At 43.7% G+C, this 26,330-nt stretch carries 15 protein-coding genes and 1 tRNA gene; 6 read left to right on the top strand and 10 right to left on the bottom strand.

Translation table 11 applies throughout. The features are described 5' to 3' along the window. Window positions 1–1,047 precede the first annotated feature (1,047 nt). From rpsD to P0106_RS03495, 5 genes are all read right to left on the bottom strand, one after another. The gene (gene rpsD, locus P0106_RS03515) at window positions 1,048–1,674 is read right to left on the bottom strand and encodes a 30S ribosomal protein S4 (RefSeq protein ID WP_004113375.1); all 627 of its coding nucleotides are present in this window, start codon (window positions 1,672–1,674) and stop codon (window positions 1,048–1,050) included. A gap of 626 nt (window positions 1,675–2,300) precedes the next feature. After that, complete coding sequence (locus P0106_RS03510) at window positions 2,301–3,065, bottom strand: ABC transporter ATP-binding protein (RefSeq protein WP_064623536.1); 765 nt, start codon at window positions 3,063–3,065, stop codon at window positions 2,301–2,303. Next, entirely contained in the window at window positions 3,055–4,266 is a 1,212-nt protein-coding gene (locus P0106_RS03505) for an FtsX-like permease family protein (protein ID WP_473730450.1), read from the bottom strand. Before P0106_RS03505 ends, P0106_RS03510 begins: the two co-directional genes overlap by 11 nt. 21 nt (window positions 4,267–4,287) lie before the next feature. Continuing rightward, window positions 4,288–4,713, bottom strand: a complete 426-nt coding sequence (locus P0106_RS03500; RefSeq protein ID WP_004113387.1) for a DUF4418 family protein — start codon at window positions 4,711–4,713, stop codon at window positions 4,288–4,290. A 374-nt stretch (window positions 4,714–5,087) separates the two neighbouring features. Further along, a complete protein-coding gene (locus P0106_RS03495; RefSeq protein WP_285060495.1) occupies window positions 5,088–7,943 on the bottom strand; it encodes an ATP-dependent helicase in 2,856 nt (951 codons plus the stop codon). 449 nt (window positions 7,944–8,392) lie between these two features. On the opposite strand from P0106_RS03495, the gene P0106_RS03490 reads away from it, so the two are divergent. From P0106_RS03490 to P0106_RS03465, 6 genes are all read left to right on the top strand, one after another. Next, window positions 8,393–8,974, top strand: a complete 582-nt coding sequence (locus P0106_RS03490) for a xanthine phosphoribosyltransferase (RefSeq protein WP_004113391.1) — start codon at window positions 8,393–8,395, stop codon at window positions 8,972–8,974. 222 nt (window positions 8,975–9,196) lie between these two features. After that, complete coding sequence (locus P0106_RS03485) at window positions 9,197–10,447, top strand: thiolase family protein (protein ID WP_473730449.1); 1,251 nt, start codon at window positions 9,197–9,199, stop codon at window positions 10,445–10,447. Between the two features lie 191 nt (window positions 10,448–10,638). Beyond that, window positions 10,639–11,964 carry a hydroxymethylglutaryl-CoA reductase, degradative gene (locus tag P0106_RS03480; RefSeq protein WP_473730448.1) on the top strand — a complete coding sequence of 442 codons (1,326 nt, stop codon included), beginning with the start codon at window positions 10,639–10,641 and terminating at the stop codon, window positions 11,962–11,964. Between the two features lie 142 nt (window positions 11,965–12,106). Beyond that, window positions 12,107–13,414, top strand: a complete 1,308-nt coding sequence (locus P0106_RS03475) for a hydroxymethylglutaryl-CoA synthase (protein ID WP_473730447.1) — start codon at window positions 12,107–12,109, stop codon at window positions 13,412–13,414. A gap of 182 nt (window positions 13,415–13,596) precedes the next feature. Further along, on the top strand, window positions 13,597–14,358 hold the full coding sequence (locus P0106_RS03470; RefSeq protein WP_473730446.1) for a Bax inhibitor-1/YccA family protein: 762 nt from the start codon (window positions 13,597–13,599) through the stop codon (window positions 14,356–14,358). A gap of 84 nt (window positions 14,359–14,442) precedes the next feature. After that, window positions 14,443–14,527: transfer RNA gene (locus P0106_RS03465), tRNA-Ser, on the top strand. A 148-nt stretch (window positions 14,528–14,675) separates the two neighbouring features. Here the strand turns inward: P0106_RS03465 and P0106_RS03460 are convergent. From P0106_RS03460 to P0106_RS03440, 5 genes are all read right to left on the bottom strand, one after another. Beyond that, on the bottom strand, window positions 14,676–15,995 hold the full coding sequence (locus tag P0106_RS03460; protein ID WP_257987295.1) for a hypothetical protein: 1,320 nt from the start codon (window positions 15,993–15,995) through the stop codon (window positions 14,676–14,678). Window positions 15,996–16,350: 355 nt separating this feature from the next. Next, complete coding sequence (locus tag P0106_RS03455) at window positions 16,351–17,157, bottom strand: GTP pyrophosphokinase (protein WP_004574898.1); 807 nt, start codon at window positions 17,155–17,157, stop codon at window positions 16,351–16,353. Between the two features lie 237 nt (window positions 17,158–17,394). Further along, complete coding sequence (locus P0106_RS03450; RefSeq protein ID WP_473730445.1) at window positions 17,395–18,495, bottom strand: class C sortase; 1,101 nt, start codon at window positions 18,493–18,495, stop codon at window positions 17,395–17,397. Window positions 18,496–18,812: 317 nt separating this feature from the next. After that, window positions 18,813–20,504, bottom strand: coding sequence for a SpaH/EbpB family LPXTG-anchored major pilin (locus P0106_RS03445; protein ID WP_473730444.1), 1,692 nt, complete (start codon window positions 20,502–20,504; stop codon window positions 18,813–18,815). A 292-nt stretch (window positions 20,505–20,796) separates the two neighbouring features. Then, a complete protein-coding gene (locus P0106_RS03440; protein ID WP_013399713.1) occupies window positions 20,797–25,926 on the bottom strand; it encodes a Rib/alpha-like domain-containing protein in 5,130 nt (1,709 codons plus the stop codon). Between the last annotated feature and the right edge of the window lie 404 nt (window positions 25,927–26,330).

Genomic DNA, 26,330 nt, shown 5'->3' with positions numbered 1-26,330 from the left:
ATGTCTATTGCATCAAAAGCATCTGTGTCTTCCAAGCTTTTTTCAACTTGACGCTCATCTGCCTTCTTATGCGTAGTGCCGTCTTCATCAATTTCAAATCCTGCTGCAGCGCCACCTTCAAATCCACCACCAGGACCAGCGAAACCAGCTGTTGTTGGAATATTGTGAAGTCCTGCAACTTTTTTAGGCTTTTCCACAAAATCATCCCCTTCAAAAACGTTATTGCTTAACACGTCTTTTGCGTCTCTTACATCTTCTGCATCTTCTGCATACTGTGCGTTGTGCGCAGTCATATATTGCTGTGCTTCTTGCACCGCTTTCACATCTTCTTCATTGCTAATTTGAGACATCTTTGACTCCATCGTCTCTTTATTCTTCTTTATCTTCTTTTATTTTCGTATAACTTCTTATTCTTGTATCTTCTTACTTACAACGCTTACTAGACGCTCAGTTATCTATTATATATTTTCTGATTCAACACTCGCAGAATGTTATATTTTGTAATATAACGAATATTATTGTGAATAATTATATATGATTTTGTTTTTTTATTAAACTGTTTTGTTACAAAATGTACGGTTGCTGGCGACTAATCCCAAACAAAAGTTAATGTGCACCAACATGTAACCAACTTTTACGTAGTTCATACTGCTCTTGCAACAGTGCTCACTAAGTCAACCAAAGCACACATCACAGATTTATGTAGTGCGAGGCAGGTCATCGTTCGCGCGGTCTAAGCGCGCGAACGTCTTCGCTTGCGCTCCATTCCTCGCGGCTATTAGTAGCCGCTCGGCTGATTTGGCACATAAAGTCCACTGGACTTTATGTGCCAAATCACGCTTTGAAGGAGCTTGAAATGCGTTATGCAATTTCAAGCTCAGTCAAAGCGCACTGTGCTTTCAACCTTAAGCAAGCTAAGCGCTCCGAATTGCCTTTTCGCGCTACGCTCTAAGCGAAAAGGCAGGTCGTCGCGCAAACGCATTGACCCCCACTATGCAATGCACAGCAGGGGTCAAGCGGTATGTCCTTAAGAATGAAATCCAGAATTTAGCGAGCGTAGTACTCGACGACGTACTGGATGTTGACTTCAACTGGAATCTGATCGACTTCCGGCTTACGAGTCAAAGTAGCCTTCAAAGAGGCAAGATTCACATCGAGGTAACCAGGAACTGCTGGCAAAACGTCACGATGAACGCCTTCAGCAGCCATCTGGAATGGCACCATTGTCTGGCTCTTAGCGCGAACCTGAATGGTCTGGCCTGGCTTAACACGGTAGGATGGGCGATCAACAAGATTGCCATCTACCAAAATGTGACGATGCACAACAAACTGGCGAGCCTGAGCGGTTGTGCGAGCAAAGCCTGCGCGCAAAACTAAAGCGTCAAGACGGGTTTCCAAATCGGTGAGCATTGCGTCACCAGTCTGACCTGCAGTGTGCGTACCCTTTTCGTAAGCTGCACGAAGCTGCTTCTCGGAAAGACCGTACTGAGCGCGAAGACGCTGCTTCTCGCGAAGACGTACTGCGTAATCGGACTCGGTACGACGACGAGTGCGGCCGTGCTCACCTGGAGCATATGGACGCTTCTCGAAAATACGCTGAGCCTTTGGGGTCAAAGCGATGCCGAGGGCGCGAGAAAGACGCACCTGACGGCGAGAACGCTGAATATTAGTCATTACTAATCCTTTATTCTGTCGTTATCTGAACGGAACGTGAACCAAACATTTACGATTGTTCACGCTGAGCCGGCCTCTCCAGTGCTTCTTCGTGCTAACACACGAACGCGAAAGCATTAAAACGCTGAAATAACGCCATAATTCTTGCGCGCCGACCCACTGATGGGCTAAGGCTCCAGATAATGCCTACGAAAAATAGGCATCGTTCCTTATACTACTCCGCGCCGTAGATACTCGCGCTCACATCAACGTCATCTTTTGCACGCATATTACACCAAGCTAGGTGAAGATTCGAGGTTTTTCGCCGTGAACGAGGTGAGCCTCAGCGCCGAAGGTGGTGACTCGCCGAGAGAGCAAGAAAAATCGAGAATCTCGGTGATAAAAACCACGCAATTGTTCAAGCATGTAAGAGGGCTGGGTGATTCTTGGTCGAACAGTATAAGAGCGGCAGCCGATACCAAATAATCCAATGATCAACCACTACAAACAAACATCAACCTAAAAACAAAATCAAAGACAAAACGGAACAACCGCAACACAAGATAACACGTAAGAGGCAGAGCGTTGTGAGACAAGAAACACCCAGCCCTCGAACAACATCAAATAGGAAAACCGCGCAACAAAGCTCAGTCACAGAGTGCACGAAGTATGCCAGAGTCCATTGTGTAAACACTGTTAGCGCTTGCAGCAACCGATTCATCGTGAGTAACGACTAAAACAGCCGCGCCAGAATCCGCACAATCGCGCAGCAAAGACACCACAGTTTGAGTGTTTTGCGAATCCAAATCGCCCGTAGGCTCATCCAACAGCAGTAAACGCGGGTTGTTAATCAAAGCGCGCGCAATCATAACGCGTCTCATTTCTCCGCCAGAAAGCTCACGTGGATAACAATGCGCAAGATCGTCCACATTAAGTCGCTTAAGCAAATCCATAGCGAAGGAAGTCACATTCGCACAATCTTCTGGCTCAAGTTTTTCCGTAAAATCGCCTATTCGCTTAGAAGAAGCATCAAAAATCTTAACAGGCAAAATAACGTTATTTATCACATTCAAATTAGCAAGCAGCGTCTGCGATTGCGTAACAAAACCAATGCTTTTTGCGCGAATCGCAGAAATTTGCTCGTCGCTTATAGAAGGCAGTGAAATATTGCATCCAAAAATCGTAACGTTTCCACGCGTCGGCTTTAAAAGACCTGCAATCATGTTTAAAAGAGTAGATTTTCCATTGCCAGACTTGCCCACAATCGCAACAAAGTCGCCAGCTTTAAGCGAAAAATTAACATTGTCTACAGCAATAAACTTCCTATTTTTGCGTTTAAATTCGCGAGTGACATTTTTAAGATTTACTACTAAATCGTTACTAACAACTTTATTCGCCATTTTATTCGCCATCTCTTAAAGTCAAATACGCTTCCCTGCTTGCGATTCGCCCCACAATAATCGCAGAAGTTACCAAAACACTAGCGAGAGAAAACGCTACAGAAACTGCCGCAAGCGCGCACACAAACCAAACATTCGACTCCAAGTACGGTAGTTGCAACTGTTGAGAAATAACAACATTATATGGGAACAAAATAAGCGAAGCAAAAGCAACGCCAATCACGCCTCCGCCAAAACCAATCGCAGACGATTCACGCGCGACCATCTTTAGAAGCATGCGCCTATTTGCACCAAGAATCCTCAATGAAGCAAATTCCCTCTTGCGCTCCGATGTAGAAGACGCAAAAACGCACACAAGAATCAACACGCCCACAAGCCAAAACGCAAGAATGCCAAGAAAAATCGCCTTATTTAGCACCTCTAAGCTCTTTTTAGTCTGCTCTGTAATTCCGCCTGGAAAGACCACTCCAAGACTTTTAATTCCGCTAGTTTTACGAATATTTTCCGCAACTTTTTGAGCGCTAAAACCCCTGCTCACTTTTACAAGAACAGCGCTAACTGCCTTGCGCGCATATTTTGCAGGAATCGCAGTGTGCCCAACTTTAGAAGAATATTTAATAACCGCTGGAATCGTGTCTCTGTTTACAAACACTGAGTTATCTAAGCTAGTGCCCGTTTTAGCAAGTTGCGCAACAATCGGCCATTCGTGCCCATACAAGCGAACAGTATTTTTGTAAGACACAAGCACGTTTGCGCCTGCAATCATCTGCTCTTTTTTAAGCTCGCTTTTGTGTTGCGAATAAATCCATGGCGCGATTACAAAGTCACTCGTAGGGTCAAAACCTATGATTTGCAACTTTTCTGCGCAGCATCCAGCCGATAGAGAAGATATGTAAGTTTGTACGCTTGCTTTTTCAACGCCTTTTGATTTTCGCACAAAATCCTCAATATTGTTCGTAAAGTAAAACGTGCTCGATCCGCCATTAGTTAGCAACGCTTCCGCACGATTGTAAGTGTTTTGCGGAATAACCATAATATCCGCGCCAAGGCGAGCGCGCATACTACTTAAACCATTAGAAAGATTAAGGGAGATTAGCGAGCCGCCAAAAAACACTGCAGCTAAGCACGCGGAAACCACGATTAACGCGGCGGTTCTAAGCGGCTTTTGCTTTAGGTTTTCTAGCGGCAATCGCTTTAATGTAATATTGTGCATAGTAAATTACTTAGATGCGCACTAGCAAGCAGATTTAGTGTCAAGATACACGCTAACAGATGCAAACACCAACGCTAGTACAGATAGCACAATCAACGTTGGACGCATAACAGATGCGCAATGCATCATTGGACTTTTGCAAACACCAATAAGGAATGTTGTAGTAGCGATCATAAACAGAGAGTTAACGATTACAGCAATATTTAAGCCAGCACGAACGTGTTCTTTAACAAATAGCGCAATAATGCCTAGAATTGCAATAACTACGCCAATTCCAATAGCCACGCGGCTGGTGTAGTAGCATGCCATAGGTTGCATCATCATAGGCATTTTTTGCATTTTATGCATGCCTCCTGTTGAGCATGGTTTTGCAAATGTCAATGGCGCTATAGCAATAAGAATTCCAAAAATAATTGCATGAAGCGATGCGAATAATTTGTTTTTCATAATAAATACCTCATTAAATCTAGTTATTATTTTTTAGTGTTGCTTTTTAACGCAACACGCTTTACGGCACTTACGTTTGTAAGCGCCACGCCTTTTAAAATCTCTTTATAAATACAATCGCAATGTTTAAGAGCTTAATCGACTTACTCTTGAGTCACGAATCTTACACATTTGCGGTTTCGTCTACTTCTATATTTTTCCTACTTTTATATTTTTTCGTATAGCTTAATAGAAAACAAGTCTTGAATATTTTGTTTTAGTGTATATAATCGCGCACTAGTTATAACAATATTACAATTGACAATTTAAAGTAATCTTCAATAGGATTTCATTATTTTAAGTGCAACATTTATAAAACAAAAAATTTTACAATTTTACAATTTCTCAATTGGTGCAACTCTTAACATGAGTCTTTTTACACCATCCGAACCAAAGTCAACTGTAATAATTGAGTTTCTTCCCTTGTCTTGCGTCTTAAGAACAGTTCCAAGACCGTAAGTGTCGTGCGAAATTTTATCACCTTCGTGGAAATCGTTGATATTTAAGTGATTGTCCTTTTCTTGCAAACCCTGTTTTTTATAAGACAATGATGATGCAGATGACTGCAAATTTGAAGTGAACGATTGATGCTGGTATGATGCACTCGATTTTCTGGCGATACGCGTGGTGACTTTGCCAGACTTTGAACCATACGATTTGCCATATGAATTGCCATATGAATTAGAGCCATAAGACTTTGAGCTATACGACTTGCCATAATGCGATTTTCTGTAACTCGATCCGCCGTAAGTGGTGTACGAATCGTCGTCCCAACCACCATCGCTTCCAAAATCACTGTCAAAATCGCGGTCAAAATCACTGCCCGCTCCCCTAAGCCCAGCACGCATAACATCTGCTTCCTTGCGCTTCCAAGAAATCAAATCGGCAGGAATCTCGTCCAAAAACTGACTTTGGATCATTTCCGCAGACTTGCCCCATTGCGATCTCTCAGCCGCCCAAGTGACGTACAAAATCTTCTTAGCGCGAGTTATGCCAACGTATGCAAGACGACGCTCCTCGCAAAGCTCCTTTTGATTGTCAACACAGCGCGAATGAGGAAAAGTGCCCTGCTCCATTCCAGTCAAAAACACAACAGGATATTCCAAACCTTTAGCCGTGTGAAGCGTCATAAGCGTAACTTTTCCAGTATCTTCGCCCTGGTCTGGAAGCTGATCCGAATCCGCAACCAAAGCCGTAGTCTCCAAAAAACCAGCAACATTAGCATCAGGCGTATTCTGCTCATACTCGGCTGCAACCGATTGTAATTGAGACAAGTTATCTACTCTAAATTCGTCTTGAGGGTCCTTAGACTCTCGCAAATCCTGCAACAATCCGCTCTCGTTAAGCACGTTCTCCACAACCTTAGAAGGCTTGGAATCGTTAGCTTTCATAAAGTCAATAAGCGAAGTCATAAGATCCCTAAAACTCTTGAGCGCATTAAAAGTTCTAGATGAAATACCAATTTGTTCTGCAATCTTATCTATTTGACTAAGAGCAGACCAAAAACTTATAGAATTTTCTTTTGCATAAGACGTAATCTGCGACTCAGCGCGCGCACCAAGACCACGCTTCGGAACGTTTAAAATGCGGCGCATATTGACATCGTCATCAGGGTTTGCGATCGATTGCAAGTAAGCAAGCGCATCTTTGACTTCGCGACGCTCATAGAACTTAGTTCCGCCAACAAGTTGATAAGGCAAGCCCGACTTAATAAGCGCATCTTCTAAGCTTCGAGATTGCGAATTTGCGCGATACATAATCGCAATATCTGAATAGTTTACGCCATCTTCGCCTGCCAAACGCGCGATTTCTTGAGCAACCCAAGAAGCTTCACCTTGCGCGTTATCTGCTACATAACCGACAATCGGCGAGCCTTTGCCTAAAGATGTCCACAACTTTTTAGGTTTTCGATTAGCGTTGTTGGAGATCACAGCATTTGCAGCATCCAAAATGGTTTGCGTAGAGCGATAATTCTGCTCCAACATAATTGTTGTAGCGCTTGGAAAATCCTGCTCAAAGTCTTGAATATTGCGAATATCTGCACCGCGGAAAGCGTAAATTGACTGGTCGGAATCGCCAACAACCGTGATTGAAGATTGCGGAAGTTGAGTGGAATCTGGTGAAACTGATGAAACAGTGGAATCAGTGGAATAATCATCCACACCTGCAAGCTCACGAATCAACACGTATTGCGCGTGATTGGTATCCTGATATTCGTCAACCAAAATGTAACGGAACTTTCGCTTGTAATACGCGCTAACTTGCGGATTTTGGCGCAAAAGCTTAACCGTTAACATAATCAAATCGTCAAAATCAACAGCATTCGAAACGCTAAGCCTATTTTGATACTCCGCGTAAACAGCAGCATAAAGCGCATCAGCATTGCCAGCAGCATTAAAGCTAGATGCACCAGATACAGACGCGCCTGGCTTATAATCTGGTGCGTAATTTTTAAGATTTTCCTGCCAAGTAACCAAATTATTTTTGAAATCAGATATCTTAGACAATAAAAGTTTAGGCGTAAACTTTTTAATATCGATGTTCAATTCGGATGCGATTATTTTGACAAGACGCTCGCAATCGGAAGAATCGTAGATAGAAAAACCTGATTTTAAGCCGATTGAATCGCCATGAGCGCGAAGAATTTTAACGCAAGCAGAATGGAAAGTGGAAACCCACATGCTATTTGCACTATTGCCTATTAAGCTCGCCAAGCGCTCGCGCATCTCCGCAGCCGCTTTATTTGTAAACGTGATTGCAAGAATTTGGCTCGGCCACGCCTTGCGATTAGCCAAAATCCACGCGATTCGGCGCGTAAGAACACGCGTTTTGCCGCTGCCTGCGCCAGCTCCGATTAAAAGCGCTGGGCCAGTGTATTGAACAGCCTTGGATTGCTGTGGATTTAAGCCTTCTAAAAGCGATTGTGGGTTGATTTCAGGAATGTTGGAAGATTGTGCGGATGTTTGAGCGTATTGGGCAGCGGCAGAAGATTGAGCTGTTTGGGAAGATTGTACGGAATTTGAATATTTTGCGGAAAAATCGCCAGCAACCGTAGAAGCAGAAACTTCGCTCGTCATGTCTTTATTAATAGGTGCATCGCTAATAGAAGCATTGCTAATAGAAGCATCTCTCTGCTCGTCGGCATCTTCTGGATTGCCAAACAAATCAAAATCGTAACCGTACTTGCTCAAAAGCCCCTCACTCCCGTGTTCCAAATCGCAAAAATTAAACTCTAACCAATTTTAACGAACGGCAGCCAAACACAAATCGTGCGTTTTGCACTATACGCATTACGCAACTTACGCACTTTGTAGCACATTTGACCCAAATCACGTACAAAAAGCGGAAAAACTGACGCACTTTGTAGCTCTAAACAACGTTTTGCATCGTTCGCGCGCTACGCTCTAAGCGAAAAGGTAGGTCTTGTCGCTCGCGCGTTACAGCGCGCTCACGTCCTCGCTTGCGTTGAAAGCACACTGTGCTTTCAACCTTGAGCAAGCTCAGCGCTCCGAATTACCTTTTCGCGCTACGCTTCTCAAGCGAAAAGGTAGGTCGTCGCGCAAGTGAGTCAAAGCTGGGGGTAAGCTATACAAATACACGCTACACACGCAAAACACGGCGCAATTTGAAAGGAATAATCGTGCAAGAACTTGAAGAACGTATCCAAAAAGAAGGCATTGTTAAGCCAGGAAATGTTTTGAAAGTTGACGCATTCCTTAACCACCAGTGCGATTGCGCGCTTTTTGACGCAATGGGAGCTGCATGGGCGCAGCATTTTAAAAACACGCAAATCAACAAAATCCTAACAATCGAGTCTTCGGGAATCGGAATCGCGTGCGTTGCTGCGCGTCATTTTGGCAACGTTCCAGTGGTTTTTGCAAAGAAAGCGCAATCAATCAACTTGGATGGCGATCAATACGTGTCTACCGTATTCTCGTTCACAAAGCAACGCGAATTCCCTGTAATTGTGTCTAGAAAATATTTGAGCGCAGACGACCGCGTTTTAATTTTGGACGATTTTTTGGCTAATGGCAAAGCTTTGCAAGGGTTGATTGACATTTGCGATCACGCTGGAGCCACGGTTGCTGGCATTGGCATTGCGATTGAAAAAGGCTTCCAAGGCGGCGGAGATGCGTTGCGCGAAGCTGGATATGACTTGGATTCGCTGGCGATTGTGGAGTCGATGGATCCTAACGATGGGTCAATCACCTTCCGCCAATAGCCAAGTCAATATGATTGTGCGCGATTTGTGAAAAAATTAAACATAATTCTTCACAAATCGCAATTTTGCGTAAAAATACGATAAAGTAGTTCGGTTGGTGTTTGAAACCTATTACTCTAAATGTGCTAGCTTTCAACATGCAATTTTTAATAATTTTCAATAAGATAGCTTGATCAAGATAGCTTTAATCGGCTAGTTTTCAACTGATTGGCGGCTAAACGTATGAGTGATGTTGTGATTGTAAGCGCAGCGCGCACACCGATAGGAAAATTCGGAGGCGCGTTGAAATCGCTCACATCTGTTGAGTTAGGAACAATCGCAGCAAAAGCCGCAATCGAACGCGCAAAAATCAGTCCAAAATCTGTAGATCAAGCGATTTTTGGCAACGTACTTCAAGCAGGCAGCGGTCAAAACGTTGCGCGCCAAATCGCCCTTAGCTCGGGGCTTGACGAGTCAAGTTGCGCAATGACAATCAACGAAGTTTGCGGATCTGGTCTTAAAGCCATTCGCCTTGCGCAATCTGCGATTTGCATGGGAGATGCAAAAGTGGTAGTTGCTGGAGGCACGGAAAGCATGAGCAACGTGCCGTTTTACGCGCAAAACGTGCGATTTGGTGGCCTTCGCTACGGCAACAGTGCACTGGTTGATGGACTAAAAAAAGACGGACTTTGTGACGCTTTTACTGGCAAAGAAATGGGAGTTACTGCCGAAAACGTGGCCGCAAAGTTTGGCATAACGCGCGAACAGCAAGACGCTTTTGCACTAAAATCGCACCAGAAAGCCGTTTTCGCGCAAAATAACGGCGATTTTGACGCGGAGATTACACCTGTTCAGCTTTTGGACGGAACTGTGATTAACAGAGACGAGCATCCGCGCGCCAACACTTCTATGGAGAAGCTTTCTAAGCTTAAAACGTTGTTTGAGGCGGATTTTGGCAGGTGCGAAACTGGTGGAATGCGCGAGGCAGATGAAACTCGTGAGGCGTATTCTGGAGCAAAACACTCGCCTACTGTGACAGCCGGAAATGCAAGCGGCATCAACGACGGCTCAGCAGCACTCGTCTTAATGAGCAAAGACTACGCAATCGCGCACGGAATCGACTATTTGGCAGAAATCGTAGGATTTGCAGAAGGTGGAATCAGTCCAGACCTTATGGGCTACGCGCCAAAACACGTTATGGAACGCATGCTAAAAAACACGGGCTACACCGTTGAAAACATTGACCTTTTTGAGATTAACGAAGCGTTTGCCGCACAAAGCATAGCCGTGTGCCAGCAGCTGAACATCAACGAAAGCAAACTGAACATAAGAGGCGGCGCGATTGCGCTCGGGCATCCTTTGGGCGCTAGCGGAGCCAGGATTTTAACAACACTTCTTTACGCACTTAGAGACAATCACATGCAAAACGGTGTTGCAGCTCTGTGCGTGGGAGGCGGAATTGGAGTGAGCATGCAAGTTAGGATGCGAAAGTAGACGTGTGATAGACGTGCACGTGTTGTGACACGCGCGAAGTAAGTCGCAGAACGCATACGGAGTGTTGTGATACGCGCGGTTGCTGGCGGTGAATGTGGCGGTTGCCGGCGACTTGAATAGCGTCAATAGCGTCAAAGCAACATTGCAAAAGTGAAAATCGCGAAAATGACGTCAAAAAAAAATGGAGAAACATGGCAGCTTTTCGAGAATTAAGCGTAGAACAGCGCATAAAAACGCTGGAATCAGAGGGCGCGCTTAGCGGCGATTACGCGCAACTTCTGCTCGCACAACTCGCGCAAAGCAGCGAAACGAACATTCCTGCAAGCGTTGCAAACAGCATGATCGAAAACCAAATCGGGCGATTCAGCCTGCCAGTAGGCGTTGTGCGCGGCCTAAAAGTAAACGGAATTATGCGAAACGTGCTGATGGCTACAGAAGAGCCATCCGTAATAGCTGCCGCATGCAACGGTGCAAAAATCACATCAAAAAGCCTAGAAAACGGCGTTGTAGCACACAGCGCACATTACGTTACGCGCGCGCAAATAGTTTTTGAAGACGCGGACGGAAGCGTAGCCAAAAAACTAGACGAAATAATGCGCGACGAGTCAAAACGCACGGCGATTAGTGAGGTTGCGCGCTCCGCACACCCATCAATATACCAACGCGGCGGCGGATTAGAACGCGCGCAGGCGGCGGCGTTAACAGGCTTCGCCAAGCTAACACTAGACATAAACGCATGCGACGCAATGGGAGCAAACATAGCAAACACCATTGGCGAAGCTGTTAAAACCCAGCTGGAAAGCTGGGTTGGGCGCAAGGCGCTGGTGGCAATTCTTGCCAACTCCAGCCGCGCGGCAACAGTCGCCGAAGTGCGCATACCCGTAGAAGCGCTCGTGCCTAGCGCAAAAACAGCCGCGGCTGGAGATGCCGACGGCATGCGCCTTGCGCGCCGCATCGCCGCCTTAAGCTCCCTGGCCGCCGTAGACGCGGAGCGCGCTGCAACCCACAACAAAGGAATCCTAAATGGAATAGTTGCAGCAGCACTCGTATCTGGTAACGACACGCGCGCATTACAAGCCGCCGCACACGAATGGGCAGCAAAATCTGGTCGTTACATGCCTCTTTCAACCTGGACCTTGCAAAATTCAGGTCAAATCCTTTACGGTCGTATCGAAATCCCGTTGCAAATCGGCACAGTGGGCGGCGCAATCGCCTCGCTACCAATGTCAAAAGTCGCGTTGCAAGTTTCTAAAGTCAATAACGCCAATGATTTCCGTAACGTTCTAGCAGCCGTAGGACTCGTGCAAAACCTGGCGGCCCTTCGCGCACTCGCAGGTCCTGGAATCCAAGCTGGTCACATGCGCCTTCAAGCCGCAAATATCGCTATAGCATCTGGAGCGCGCGGAGACGAAATTCAAAAAGTTGTGCACGCGCTTCTAAACGAAAATTCTTCCGATTTAAACACGAATTCTGCAAGGATGATTCTTGATAATTTGCGAAAAGACAAAAATACTTAGAGTTTAAAATGATAATTACACGTGTTACTCGGTTAACTGCGACTTCCTTCTGTTTGGGATAAGTCGCCAGCAACCACGCCGTAAAATTTACACCACTAAAATCGTCCCTAAAAAAATCGCCTTAAAAAAAAAATAGGAAATCATGAGCAATACTTCAAAAAACACGCCAAAAGTCGGAATCGACCGCATAACTTTCGCAACTCCAAATTGCTATCTAAGCATGCGCGACCTTGCGATTGAGCGCGGAATAGACCCGAACAAATTCACAATCGGAATCGGTCAAAGCCAACAGGCAGTGCCACCAAACCACCAAGACATCGTAACACTTGGCGCTCAAGCTGCGCTGCCGCTGATGCCGTACATCGACAGCAACCGCCTCAAAATGGTGATCGTTGGCACAGAAAGCGGCGTCGACGCCAGCAAATCCAGCGCGCTTTACATTCACAAACTTCTAAACCTTAGCTCGTGGGTGCGCTGCGTGGAAGTAAAAGAAGCGTGTTATGGCGGAACTGCGGCGCTTATGATGGCTCGTGACTACGTTTTGACACATCCTGGCGCGCAAGTTTTGGTGATTGCTGCAGACATTGCGCGCTACGGCGTTGGCACTCCTGGCGAGGTGACGCAAGGCGCTGGTGCTGTGGCGATGCTTGTAAGCGAGAATCCGCGCGTGTTGCAAATCAACGACGACAGCGTTGTAAAATCAGCGGAAATCCAGGATTTTTGGCGGCCCGTATATCAAAGCACGGCGTTGGCTCGCGGAAAGTTTTCAACCGAACAATACATTCGCATGTTTTGCGACGTGTGGCAGCGGTACAGTGCGGAAAACGCCTGCAATTTCAACGATTTTGAGGCGATTTGCTTCCATCTTCCATACACAAAAATGGGGCTTAAAGCGCTTCGAGCTGGGTTGGAGGAAAATTCTAGCGCGCCTATTACAAGCGATACGCGCGAACGTCTTCTTGCGCGATACCAAGACAGCACACAATATAGTCGCCGAATCGGTAATATTTACACTGGTTCACTCTATTTAGGATTAATTTCTTTACTTGATTTCGATTATTTTAGGAATTTTGACGATTCTGCGGTTGATGGCGATAGTGAGGTTTCTTGCGACTTATCTTCCGCAACACACACAAACGAATCGCCGACATGCCTGTCTCCTTTACTCTCAGGTCAAAAAATCGGCTTGTTCTCCTACGGTTCTGGCGCTGTAGCAGAATTCTTTAGCGCAACACTTGTTCCAGACTGGCGTAGCGCGCTGTTTTCTGATCAGCACTTAAAGTCGCTAAACAATCGCACGCAATTAAGCGTTTCGCAATACGAGGAGATGTTTAACAGCGCAGCGCCTTATTCTCCGCAGGATTTTATAAGCAGCCAGAAGAATCGAAGTGGCGCGCGATTCGTACTTGACTCCATCGCATCTCAAGAGCGTAACTATCGTTCTATCTAGTCTCTCCGCATTTTGTAGCTCAAAACCACGTCTCAAACAACAAAAAGCGGAGTTAATTGACGCACTTTGTTGTCAATATTTTGATATTGCGCGTTTCGTACAAATGTACTATAATCAAATTTTCAAGGGTTTATATAGTTGTATAGAGTTATACAGAGTCTTACAGAATTTTAGGAGGATTTATGGGAGATTTTGGAAATTTTAACGGCAATTATGCTGGCAATTTTGTGCAAAACCCAACAATTGTAGACGCGCAGGCTACTTATGTGCGCGAGCATGCTGAGCGCGTGAGCGTGCGTCGCGTTTACGCAGAGATGACCGTTGGCTTAATAGTTACAACGCTTGTGGCAATGTTTACACAAAGTACGGGTGCGCTTTACTCTTACTTGTATGCTACGGGTCGATTTGGATTCTTCGGCATTATTATTGCGCAAGTGGTGCTTGCTGTTGTTCTTGGAATGCGCGTTATGAAAATGAGCGTTTTTGCTGCGCGTGCGATGTTCTATGTATATGCTGCGCTTACTGGCTTTACGCTTAGTACGATTTTTACTGTGTTTAGTCTCGGCTCTATTGCAATGGTTTTGGCTTTAACTGCTGGATTCTTCCTGTGCCTTACAATGCTTGCGCTCACTACAAAAGTGAATATGCTTAAGGCTGGCCCGATTCTTATGGTGGCTTTGCTGGTGTTGTGCGTGAGTCAGGTAATTCTTATGTTTGTTGCTCCAAGTGCTGGAACAATGCGATTTATTGCTGCGATTGCAGTGCTGATTTTTGCAGGTCTTACGGCTTACGATGCACAGAAAACTCGTGCGATTTTTGAAGCGTATGCTGATCAGCCAGAAATGATTAAACGTATTTCGATTATTTGCGCGTTTAATCTTTATTTGGACTTCATCAACATGTTTGTGTACTTGCTGGAGTTGCTGGGAAATAGGCGCGACTAGATACGAGTATGTGCGTTTTCCTAGGGATTATGGTAGGCTATTCGCTTGTGTGATTGATGCGCATATTGCGTAGCAATCACACATGGATGGGTGTCCGAGCGGTCTAAGGAGACGGTCTTGAAAACCGTTGTAGGGAAACCTACCGCGAGTTCGAATCTCGCCTCATCCGCGAACGGGGTTTCTAGCAATTTGCTAGAAACCCTTTTTTGTTCTTTCCATTTATAACAACAAAAAGCGGAAGATTTTCCCGTTTTTGTAGCTCTAATCAGCGTGTTGAGCAACAAAAAGCGTAGATGATTAATCGAGAATGTTGTAAATCACGCAACGGCCACAGGAACTCCCGCAGAAAGCAGCTTCTTCTTAAACTCAATCGGATTCAAGATATCGCAATAATCAAATCGCACAACCCTAACAACTCCGCAATCCATAAGACACCGCTCTCTATTGCGTTCCTTCCTAACTGCATCACGATTATATCTATATAAGTTATTTGTGCTGAAGTTGTTGACATTTTCAACACTTCCATCAAAATACTCAGTACGCAAGTCGCAAGCAACCGAGCGGCTATCAAGCAAAGTTCTATCTTCAATCAAATATTTATCAGTGCCATCAAACTCTCCAACAATAATTTTTCCGTTAACTTTCCACATAAAATCTGCGCGATATGGACTCTGTGGATAATTCGGGTTTGGAAACTCGTGCTGCAACTCTGGCTCCACAAAACCAAGCTCAAGCATTATCGCCCGCGCAAGTGACTCTCCGCCGTTTTCGCTCTTAGGGTTCGCATAGTTTACCAAAGTCTCCATTCGCGACAAAACATCAAATTCATCGGTGCCAAGAAAATTTGGATTGTTAATAGGAGAATAATTTACACCATAAAAATCCGCGTTTTTTGGATTCTGAACACTGTTCAAGAACTGCGGCGTATCGCTACAACAATCCATGGAGCCGTAAAATTTACGACAAACACGCAAAATTTTGTTAAGATCTTCACCTTTTCGAGCAGCAGAATCGAAAGTTGCTAGCGACTCGGAGAACGACCCCTTCCAAGCGCACACGTAGAGAACGTTGTAAATGCTGGCAACATGACTAATCGCAAGCTCTTCAGCAGTCGGAATATGCCCAAAAGTATGGCCAAATGACGACGCCGCCTCATTTTTATAGCTGTTTTTATTAAAATCATCAAGCCTTATGCCAGACTCATCCTCTATTATGTCTGAAAGTTTTAGTCGGTTATATTTATGTCTAAATGCACTTCGCACCGACTTTTTCTTGTCCAAAGCAGATTTTTTACAATTCGAAGCAAATTTTTCCGCATAACTAGACGACACATATATTTCGGTAAGCGAATGATGTATGTAAGGCAAGTGAACCACCTCCAGCCCCAAAAGCACAGCGGCAGTTTCGCCAGTAAAATTCCACTTTTTTATCTTTATCTTATTTGTAAGAGTGACTGCAATACGCTTGACTTTATCTTTGTACAGTAATCGATTCCAGTGATCGCGAATAGCGTAGAAGCCATTGTAAGGCTCAATCAGCTCTCCAGACTTAAGATATCGGCGCAGAATTGAGCGATCGTTGAAACGCGACGCCATTAGGCATGAATTATTTCGCTCCGACTCAAGTAAATTGTTCATGAGTCTGGCAGGGAGATTTGTATTTCTACAAGATTCCTCTGCACCATATGAGAAATTTTTGTTAGTAAACATAGACCGATAATAAGTGGCGGCGTTGCGCTTGTAAATAGATTTTTAGCAATGTGGTTAAAGGCTATAAACCGTTGAAAACCGCGCGTTTTGTAGCGATTCATGGCGTGTCGAGCAACAAAAAGCGTCAAGTTTTCCCGATTTTGTTGCTCAAAATGGCAAAATCAACAACAAAAAGCGGACGATTTTCCCGAGAATGTTGCTTAAAATGGTGTGTCGTGCTACAAAAAGCGGAGATAGCGCTCGCGCGCTCTAAGTGCGAAGGCAGGTCGTCGCGCATTAGTTGTTACGACTCAGGCGCATCCTCCACGCGCGGCGCACCATTAATATCGCGATGAATACCCTGCATTTGCGCCTCAATTGCCTGCAAATTCTGCGCGCACTCAAGCAGCGTCTTAGAATGCTCCGCCAACTTTGCGTCCGGCAAATCAGCCTTATAGCGCAACGCGTGCTCCAAACTCGCCCAATAATCCATTGCGATTGTACGGAATTGCACCTCCACCGGCGTGTAATGCGCACCCGACGACAAAAACACTGGCACAGCGTAAATTACATGCAAACTGCGGTACCCATTCGGCTTTGGGTTTTTAATATAATCCTTAACCTGCAAAACTTGAATATCCGTTTGCTTGGAAAGGTATTGCGCAACCGCGTACACGTCGTCGCGATAGTTGCAAATCACACGGATTCCAGCCACGTCGAACAGGTTGTCGCGAATCGAACGCGTTGATATGCTTAGGTTTCTGCGGCGTAGCTTCTCAAAAATCGAGTGCACGGATTTTAGTCGCCGCTCCATGTGATGCACGGGATTGTGCGAAAATCGCACCTGAAACTCGCCGTCCAAAATCTCCAGCTTCGTGCTAATTTCGTACATCGCACCTTCGTACACTTGCATCATGTTTACGAATTCGTCCATTTGATCGGGCGGAAGATGCGGCGTTTCGCTTTTTATAGGTGATTTTTGCGCGGACTTTTCGTCAGCGGTTGCTTGCGACTTTTCCGCGGTGGCGTCTGGCGCCCCACCATCTCCCGCTCCTTGCAAGCTGGCGTAAAGTTCGGCCAAATTTAAACGATTATGACGATCAAGTATCACGGTTCTTATTCTACTCGTAATTTTGTTATAAGTCTGATAATCGCCTGAGAATATGCGCGACGACCTGCCTTCGCGCTTAAAGCGTAGCGAGCGAAGGCAATTCGGAGCGCTGAGCCGCTCAAGGCAGAAGCACTGCTTCTGCGCGGCGAAGACGTGAGCGCGGCTAATCCGCGCGAACGATGTGACGCACTTTCTAGCTCTAAACAGCGTGTTGGACTACAAAATCGGGAAATAGCGCTAGCGCAGTTTAATCTCGCCGCGCCCAACCCACAGTATGTGCTTGCCGCGAATATCCCACTTACGCCGCCTCTTACCAGCAACCACAGTGATCATCATGGCAAGAATCGCCGCCGAGAATATCATCGCAATAACAAACAACGTCATCCATAGCGGCCATTGCACATGGTCTTCTGGCGGCGCAACAGGGTCCGGCAGCACACGATACCCCGTAACCAGCAACCTATGCGAGTTCACACCATACGGCGTACAAGTAAGCAGCGTAGCTAAATCGCGCCCCTTCTCGCGCTGCAGCAAACTTATATCGTGCGGATCCACCACGTTTATACGAAACACCTTGTAACGCAAGGTCTCCCCTTGCACATCAAGATAAAAGTAGTCACCCTTTTTAAGGTCTGTTAGCGAATCAAACATGGTTGCGTTCGGCAAACCAGTGTGCGCAGTGATCACAGTATGCCGCCCCTTGCCACCCACTGGCAAATCCGTGCCGTACAAGTGTCCAGCGCCTCGCGCCAACGTGTCTTCTTTTGTACCGTGGTAAATCGGCAGCTTTACACCAATCTTCGGAATTTTTACAATGCCAATAATGCCCATCGGCTCCTCAAGCGTTTTAAGATAACGCTTGTATCCAGGCGTGTTAGTTATATCTTCCTGACCGTCGCCGCCGTACGGGTCGCGCGTGAACATGTCTTTGCGCGTTGCGTTATAACGTTTCGCAGCGCGAATGTGTTCGCGCCGCACGTCGCCAGCCTGATCGTGATTATATTTATCGTACGCTGTCGATATCTCCTTAGAAACGTGATTGTTCCACAGCGTTGAGCACACAGGGTAGCTAAAGCACAAAATGCCTGCAAGAACCAGCGCAATCGGCTCTAAGATACGCATCAGTGTGCTTTTCTTTTTAGTTGTTTTTTTAGTTTTGTTTATATTTTTGCTTGAGTTGGATCGTGGAGTCTGCTCTTCGGTTGCTTGCGATTCTTCCGCTAGCAAATCACTCGCACCAGCCACACTGGAGGTACGCTTCGCCTTATTCTTAAACAATTCAGCAATCGCTCGCGCACGCAGTGAGCGGCACCAATTGCTAATATCGGCTAGCTTCATAACTCCTCCAAGCTCAAGCTATTTAATGAAAGATAATATTTGGTTTGATTTTGCTACAAACGCAGTGGGATTTTGTGCTTTTTGTTGCTCAAAACGGCAAAATTAACAACAAAATCGGGAAAAACTTACCGAAAATGTTGCTTAAAACCACAAAATCAACAACAAAAAGCGGAAAACGACGGGTTTTGTTGCTTTAACAGTCCACATAGGATTGAGTCTAGGGTTTTTGCCCTAGACTCAATCGTTATAGACTCAATCGTTTATAGATTTAATCTTATAGACTCAATCGTTTATGATTTGCTAATTAACTGAGCAAATCACGCAGCCTGCTGCTCTTCTTCCTTCTTGCGATTCTTAAGGAATACGAACATACCAGAGCCCACAAGACCAAGACCAACGAGAGCAAAGATAATCACGCCAGCAGCACCAGTCTTTGGAAGCTTGAACCAATTGTTGCCCTTGTTATCTGGAATGTTAGGAATTTCAAGAGTAAATACCTCTGTATCACTCTCATTAGTTGTGATATTCACTGTATAAACCTTGGTAGAACGAGCATATCCTTCCGGAGCCTTAGTTTCCACAACATAGAACGTATTACCAACTTTAGCTACATAAGGCGTTGTTTTACCGTCATCACCAGTTTTCTTTCCAGCTGTATTATCAGAATCTCCAAAGTTACTCATTGCTTTATCACATGCATTATTTTCATCTGGATTAGCAGCACACTTAGTTGCTTCATCTTGATTTGTAAATGCCTTAAAAACTGCATCTTTTAGTTTCTTTCGAGAATCACTATCAACAGAATTACCTTTTTCAGTAGTGCCATCAAACTTGAAAATCTGGAATTTACGGAATTCATCATCTGTGCTTCCACCTGGCGTTGGGGTGCCACCACCAGTACCATTACCTGGAATGAATCCAGACTTGTTGGCTAATTTTTTCTTAGAACCAAGATCAGTGAAACTAGCTGTCTTGTTAAGAGTTAATTTAAGAATAACCTTAATCTCAGGAACTTCAGCACTACCAGATACAGCATTTAACTTAGTGCAGATTTCAGTAAGACCAGTATCTGTAAACTTAACCATAATACGTCTACGAGTTACGGTCGAACCAGACTTATCAATGTCACTATCAGATTCCGATAGTTGATAGTCTGTATTTACGGTCAATTTTTTGTCGCCAATGTAAACTTCTTTGACTGCACCTACACCAAGATCAGTGTAAGCATTTTTCAATGCATCATCATAAACAGCTAAACCTTTAAGATCGGCAGCAACAAGATTAGTGTTACCATTAGACGCTTTAGTCTTGTTTGGCTTCGCTTTTATAGTGTAGGTGATAGTATCGCCAGCACCAATGATTTCGCCAATATTAGATGTCTTAGTAACATTATTCTTAATATTAGTGTTTTTTGGCTCAACACTCACATCATACGTGTACGTATTGTTAGTCTTTGCATTTTCACGAGTAATCTGAGGAATAGTTACAAAGAATGGATCAAAATCAGCAGTGTAGCCTTCTGGAGCACTAACCTCATCTACACGATATAGACCTATTTCTAGATCGTTAAACTTGGCGACACCATCTTCATTACCCACATGAGCTGTAGTTTGTTTTTTAACATCTTCATCGGTAAGATTTTTATCATATTCGACTGATATAGCATTACCATTTCTAATGCTTTCATTGAGCTTAGTAACCTTAGCAGCAAGTTTTACCCAGCTATCTTCTTTCTTAAGATCGTACATAGTTTCGTTACCGATTTTTGTAACTTTCCTTAAGGCAAAGACCACTCCGTTCAATCCAACTTTTGTTTGAGAGTCCTTCTTATGAATGGTAATGGAACCTTTCTTGTTGGCGTCAAGAGTTGTATCCCATGGAGCCTTTTCAGCAGCAGTCTGAGCAGCCCAAGCGGAGCTGCCAGCAACCACGGCGCCAGCAACGCACAGCGTGCCAGCCATTGCAAGCGAAGCCACCGCGGCAACGCATTGTTTAGTGAACTTATTCACTTTCTTCTCCTTTATATCAGTGCCCTTTTGGGCAGGTTTTTGAGGAAAATACGGTTATTGTTTAATGTTTATTGTTTATTTTGTGTTGCGATATGTAGGCAAGCCACAATCTGTAAGCAAGCCACGGTCGTGATCGAGCCACGGTCGTGATCGAGCCACAATTATTCATCGCGCTAATGTTTACGCGAATCGTAGTACGCAACAAGTTTTAGCGAGAATCGCACCGCAAGCTTGCAAGCCAGCGCTACTCTTTCGACTAGCCGACTAGCAGGATTGCGTGCAAATTTTTTCATCAGCATCGCCACCTTTCGCTACGTCGCCTTAAAGCGCGAAGCTTTTTGGCAGTTTTGCAGATAAAATCTTTAATCAGTGTCTTACGCAACAACGCATCAAGCATCGCGCGCCCCCACTTGGTCTGATCAAGGAAGAACCCAGCCGCCATGGTGCCCGTGCCAATCACGCACACTACGCTCAGCAGCATGTTCCAGTTCACGCAATCTTCCCCGCCTGTCTTCGGCAGCTTAAATTGTTCGACCACGTGTACTGGGAAATACTTGACAGCCCAATCTTCATCCCTATTACCAGTTGGATTAATCGTTGCTGCAATGTCGTTATTTGTAACGTCAATTTTGTGATCGTCACCAACAGCCGCTTTGTATGTATCCAAAGCATCAGGCTTCAACGCAAACACAGCGCAATAGTATTCTCCAGTTTGAGCAGGCGCTTTGCTGCTCGTAATAGTTCCGCTTGCGCGCTCTGTTGTATTTCCAGTGCTGTCAAACAAAAGGTACTTACCTGCAGGATTGCAGCCATCACCAGCTTTACCACTCTTACGGCACTCCTGTTGTTCCTGGAAGCTTGCATGATCCCATGCCTTCTGCCAATCAAGTTTGAAGAACAGCTTATCGAGATTTTCACTCCACTGCTGCGAATTACTGCTGTTAGAAGTAGCACTACCTTCCCTACACAGTAATCTAAGAGTAATGCCGCCAATTTTATGAGATGACCAAGAGTCAATACCCATATTCTTCAGCAAGCCAATACCCTTCATAACAGTAATGCCATTAATATCGTCTACAGGTCCAGTAAACTTGCCATTTTCATACTGCTTGTATACGTTAAGATGCAAATCACCATTCAACTTCCATGGTCGCAAAATATTCACAGACGCATAAATAGGCTTACCATTGTTACCAGAATCTTCATCTTGAGAAGTGGAACCATCTGGATAGTGAACAACAACAGGCACTTTATCAGGATTATTCTCTGTCGTGGCAGGCATCCACTTATGAGGATAAAAAGCTACTTTGCCGAATTTACCAGCTTGGGTTTTATCCTTAGCATTCTTTTTATCATCGGTATTATCTTGGCCATTTTCAAACAAAGCGTAGGTTAACAATGGAATATTTGCATTTTCAGATTTATACTTCTTAATCTCAAACCAAGTTCCAGCAGGCAAATCGCCTGTTTTAATATCATCCTGATTGTAGGTAGCTTCATTTGCATTCTTGGTACTTTTAGGCACTTCAGAAGTTCCGTGAGTACCAGCATCAAGGGTAATGGTCTCATACTTTGGGTTATAGTAGTGAGAATCTGGATGCACGGAAATATTTAACGTACTTACTGACCAGTCAATACCATTTACAGTATCCAGCTCAGGATTATTTGCATTTGTTTTATTATTTAAAACAGTTTTAATCTGATCGAAAACATTACCTGAAGAAAGGTGCTTTCTTACAATTCCATCGAACTTATCTTGCAGTTTTCCATGCTTACCTTTAATGACAAGATCTTTAATAGCGTATACTTTGCAAACAAAGTCACCGTAATTCTTAGGAGTACCTTTAATATACCCATTAGTACGCTCAGTAGTTTCATTATTACCATTGGCATTCACGTCATAGTCATAAAGGTAATCTGAAATATTACATCCACTACCATTAGATTTATTACACTTCTTACGCAAAGCATTATCCGTAGCATGCAACCACTGTTTTGGAGAAGAAGCGTTCCCTGGACCAACAAGAGTTAAACCATTAATTCCTCCAAGTTTGTAAGAATTAGGTTTAGCTTTACCAGTCTTAGTATCCTTCTCGTAGCAAATCATGCGTTGGTAAATAAGACCTGGCTTATATGTTGACCAAGAGTCAACAAGCTTATCTTGAATTTTTTTATTCTTCTTATACTCGTTACCTCCAAGAATATGGAGCTTTAAATCACCATTACGTGGAGTTTCTCGAACAACATGTACCTTCGCGTACACGGGGTTTCCAAGATTACCTGAATCTGGGTCTTCAGAAGTAGAACCATCTGGATAATGCACAACTACAGGCTGATTATAATCACCATCTTCCATCCACTTATGAGGTCGGAACGTAACCTTACCAAATCTACTTCCAGATCCCTCAGATGAATCATTGCCTTTATTTCCGCTCTTTGGCTTATTACTTTGATTTTCAGGTTCCCAATCAGCCCAGTTTAACTTATTATCACCAGTTTTATATTTTTTAAACTCAAACCATGTTCCGTCAGGAAGTGGGCCTTGCTTAACATCACCCTGATTCTTATTGGCATTGTTAGCATTTTTCTGGCTTGTAGGAGATGAAGTTGTATTCTTGTACACTTTACCATCAATAACTTTTGTACTGTTAGTAAAGTTACCAGCTCTAGCAGTTATAGGCACATAACTAGGGTTGTATCTGTGAGACAGTGAGTAAACAGTAAAGCGGAAAAGAGATGAAGCCATATCTCCGGAGTTATAATCCTTCATAAGAGACGGAGAATCTTTAGCTAATTTATCAAAGTTTTCTAATAATTGGCTACCTTGATGGAACGCAAACACTCTGCAACCAAAGGTACCTTTAGAGATAGGAGTACCACTGATTGTTGCGCGAGAACGCTCCATAGTATCTTTTTCATAATCTTTTTTATAAAGATACTTATTAGTTTCACACTTAAGATTATCTCTTGTACATAGTGCTTCTTGCTTTTCGCTTGCACGTTCCCATTGCACTGGATCTCCAAGATGCAATCCATTAAAACTATCAGAACTACTTTTTATAAAAGTGTGATTTGCTGTGATATTATTCTTCTCTTCGTAACAAATAGAACGAAATACAATCTTGCCCTGATTAACATTAGACCATGAGTCAAGAATCAAATTTGGTTTCATTTTTTCATTGATAGTAAGATTCAGCGGCCTATTCGAATCCACTCCAATACCACTTAGACTATAATTATCGTTACCTTTATTTATTGCTAAATGTAAGTCACCTTGACCTGCAATAATTTTTTTTACGGTGACTTTGGCATAAACAGGAGCACCATCATTCGCTGAGTCAGGTTCTGCAGACGTAGAACCATCTGGATAGGTAACAAGCACAGGCGTCTGTTCGCTTTTGCCTTGATCAACTTTACCTGGAGTAAAATGTACCCTACCTGTGTTTGAATCATTATTCTCAATTTTTGACCAACTTAATACATTAGAGCTAATGTCAATAGTGCTATTGCCTAATTTATTAGTATATTTTTTTAAGACAAATGAAGTACCTCGAGGAAGAGGACCCTCTTGAATAATAACGTTATTTTTTCTATTTGAATCTTTAGCACTAGCAGGTGGATTTGTATAAGCATTCTTCGCAGTAGGCTCAACATTTTCTAACGTCTCATACACAGGGTTGTATATCCACGATTGAGGTATGACCTTAACCTTCGTATTGTGAGTGTATTCAAGAGTCTTAGAATTGTTGCAATTGTACAATTCGGGATTAGGATATGTAATTTTTGTTCCAAAAGTAAAAGTCTTATCTTTATCAGATTTACGCGGATTATACGTTATATATCCTGAATTAGGATTAATATAAACAGACCCTTCAGGCATCTTATTAGGAGAATTTACTGTTTGAATACTACTATCAGACTTGTTTACAATTGAGTATCGTATACCAATATCATCAGGTAAATCAGTGGAAGTTTTTCCATCATACACAAATTTACCTGTAGAACTGTCACCCTCCCATTTACCCGTTTTGATAAAAGGCTTTACTGTTACTGGACGACCATAAGTAGTAAGCGGAACATTATCCTTACCGTAATCTTTCAGCATAGAATCGTTATACTGTGGATAATCAATGTCATTCACACCTTTAGGGTTCATGTTATGCAAGTGTTCCACATAATCAGGTATGCCATCACCATCAGTGTCAAATGGACCAAAAACCGCGTACTTATTTCTACGCCAACTACTTCTAAAACCAGCAGCAACAGGCATTTTTGTATACACATCTTTTTCAGTGTATCCATTTGCTAAGTAGGCACTTACAATCCACGTAAAGCGCTTATCACCAGTATCCCATTCAAGACTTGCAAACATCGTTTCAAAAAGATTATTCTGATTCCACTTGTATATTTCGCACATAGAATACTGGCAATCCTCAGGTTTTCCCTGCAATCGCGAATATTTGTAAGGATTTGGAAGACCACCACCAACGCCATTGTCTCCACTAGAAGGACCAAGATTATCATTCCAATTATCGTTGAAACCTTTAAACTGCCCACGATCACTAGGATCTTTAGTATATGTCCAAGCTGTCCAAGTCCCTGCAAATGTTTTCAAAGTACCAATGCGCATATCATCTTGATCTTCACGAACAAGTTGCGCAGAAGTATCACCTGTTTGTACCTTACCGCTTGAGCCTTCCCAATAGCGTTTAACAAGTATTGAGCTTTTATCTAGACCTTTAGGCAAAAACACTGAAAGAGTAGGTTTACCCCAATAAGCAGTACCGTCTTTAGGTTTATTTCCTTTAGGCTGCAACTCACCTGAATCAAGCTGCCTAGCAAACTCAGCATTTCTGTTGAAAATTATTTTATAAGTTACTTTTGTTCTTCCATTTTCTTTTTCAATAACAGGATCTTCAATCCTCATATCTCTAAATGCATCAGCAGCATCATAAGTGTGCTCTTCATCTTTCCTACCTCTATTATCTTCAGTTGTAGGAGCAACATAACCGTTACCAGCGTAATCCCACCAAACACTTGCCGCATTAGCCCTATTCACTGGCGGCACGATGAGCATGGTTACTATGGTGGCAAAGGTGACAATTATTGCAAGAATCATGTTTCGGAAGATATGCGATTTTCTTGCTGTTTTACCTACGTATGAACTTAATGAATCATTATCCGATAATGAAGAAGAAGATGATGAAGATAAAGAAGATGATGAAGAATTTACTTGCATATTTGAGTACGAATAAATTGGCGCACTGTGGTAATCGGAATCTGGGCGCATTGAATAGGTAGAGTCAGAACCAGCAGACGCATCTGCCACACTATTCGCATTGTCAGTATCGCTCACAGAAAAAACCTTCTGCGCAATGCAGCACACGCGAGATGCGAAACGAGCAAACTTTGCAGGTAACATAATCGACTCACCTTCGATTGTCATTTTTGGCTAGTTTGTACATCCTAGCCATTTTGGCAATTTCGGCTATTGCATAAGCAACACCCTGCTTTTACACGAATCCCAAAATTGGGCAGAATACTACACGTATCAAGTACAGAAGTACTAAGAGCATTCAAATACATGAACTAGCATTTAGCAATTGCAGCATTTACAAACAACGCTTAATGCAATTCCACATGTGAGCACAACAATAAAGCAGCAGAACGCGCAGCTTTACTAAAGTACTCAAGCAAAAGCATTTAGCAAATATACCCCCCCCATAACGAATTGCAAGAAAAAATAGACTTTAACAGAGCTTTAAGGAAAAGTTTTTATAATTGTTCTCTTTTACAAAAAAATATATTGATTGATTGCTAATAACA

Source organism: Gardnerella sp. c11Ua_71 (genome assembly GCF_055818025.1).
The sequence above is the reverse complement of the archived record's forward strand: the minus strand, read 5'-3'. Positions and strand labels throughout refer to the sequence as shown.

Bases quoted from the DNA above. Each gene is read 5' to 3' on its own strand.
- P0106_RS03470 (WP_473730446.1), top strand. From the start codon at position 13,597: ATGGGAGATTTTGGAAATTTTAACGGCAATTATGCTGGCAATTTTGTG.
- rpsD (WP_004113375.1), bottom strand. From the start codon at position 1,674: ATGACTAATATTCAGCGTTCTCGCCGTCAGGTGCGTCTTTCTCGCGCC.
- P0106_RS03450 (WP_473730445.1), bottom strand. From the start codon at position 18,495: ATGAAGCTAGCCGATATTAGCAATTGGTGCCGCTCACTGCGTGCGCGA.
- P0106_RS03505 (WP_473730450.1), bottom strand. From the start codon at position 4,266: ATGCACAATATTACATTAAAGCGATTGCCGCTAGAAAACCTAAAGCAA.
- P0106_RS03500 (WP_004113387.1), bottom strand. From the start codon at position 4,713: ATGAAAAACAAATTATTCGCATCGCTTCATGCAATTATTTTTGGAATT.
- P0106_RS03480 (WP_473730448.1), top strand. From the start codon at position 10,639: ATGGCAGCTTTTCGAGAATTAAGCGTAGAACAGCGCATAAAAACGCTG.
- P0106_RS03460 (WP_257987295.1), bottom strand. From the start codon at position 15,995: ATGAACAATTTACTTGAGTCGGAGCGAAATAATTCATGCCTAATGGCG.
- P0106_RS03510 (WP_064623536.1), bottom strand. From the start codon at position 3,065: ATGGCGAATAAAATGGCGAATAAAGTTGTTAGTAACGATTTAGTAGTA.
- P0106_RS03475 (WP_473730447.1), top strand. From the start codon at position 12,107: ATGAGCAATACTTCAAAAAACACGCCAAAAGTCGGAATCGACCGCATA.
- P0106_RS03440 (WP_013399713.1), bottom strand. From the start codon at position 25,926: ATGTTACCTGCAAAGTTTGCTCGTTTCGCATCTCGCGTGTGCTGCATT.
- P0106_RS03485 (WP_473730449.1), top strand. From the start codon at position 9,197: ATGAGTGATGTTGTGATTGTAAGCGCAGCGCGCACACCGATAGGAAAA.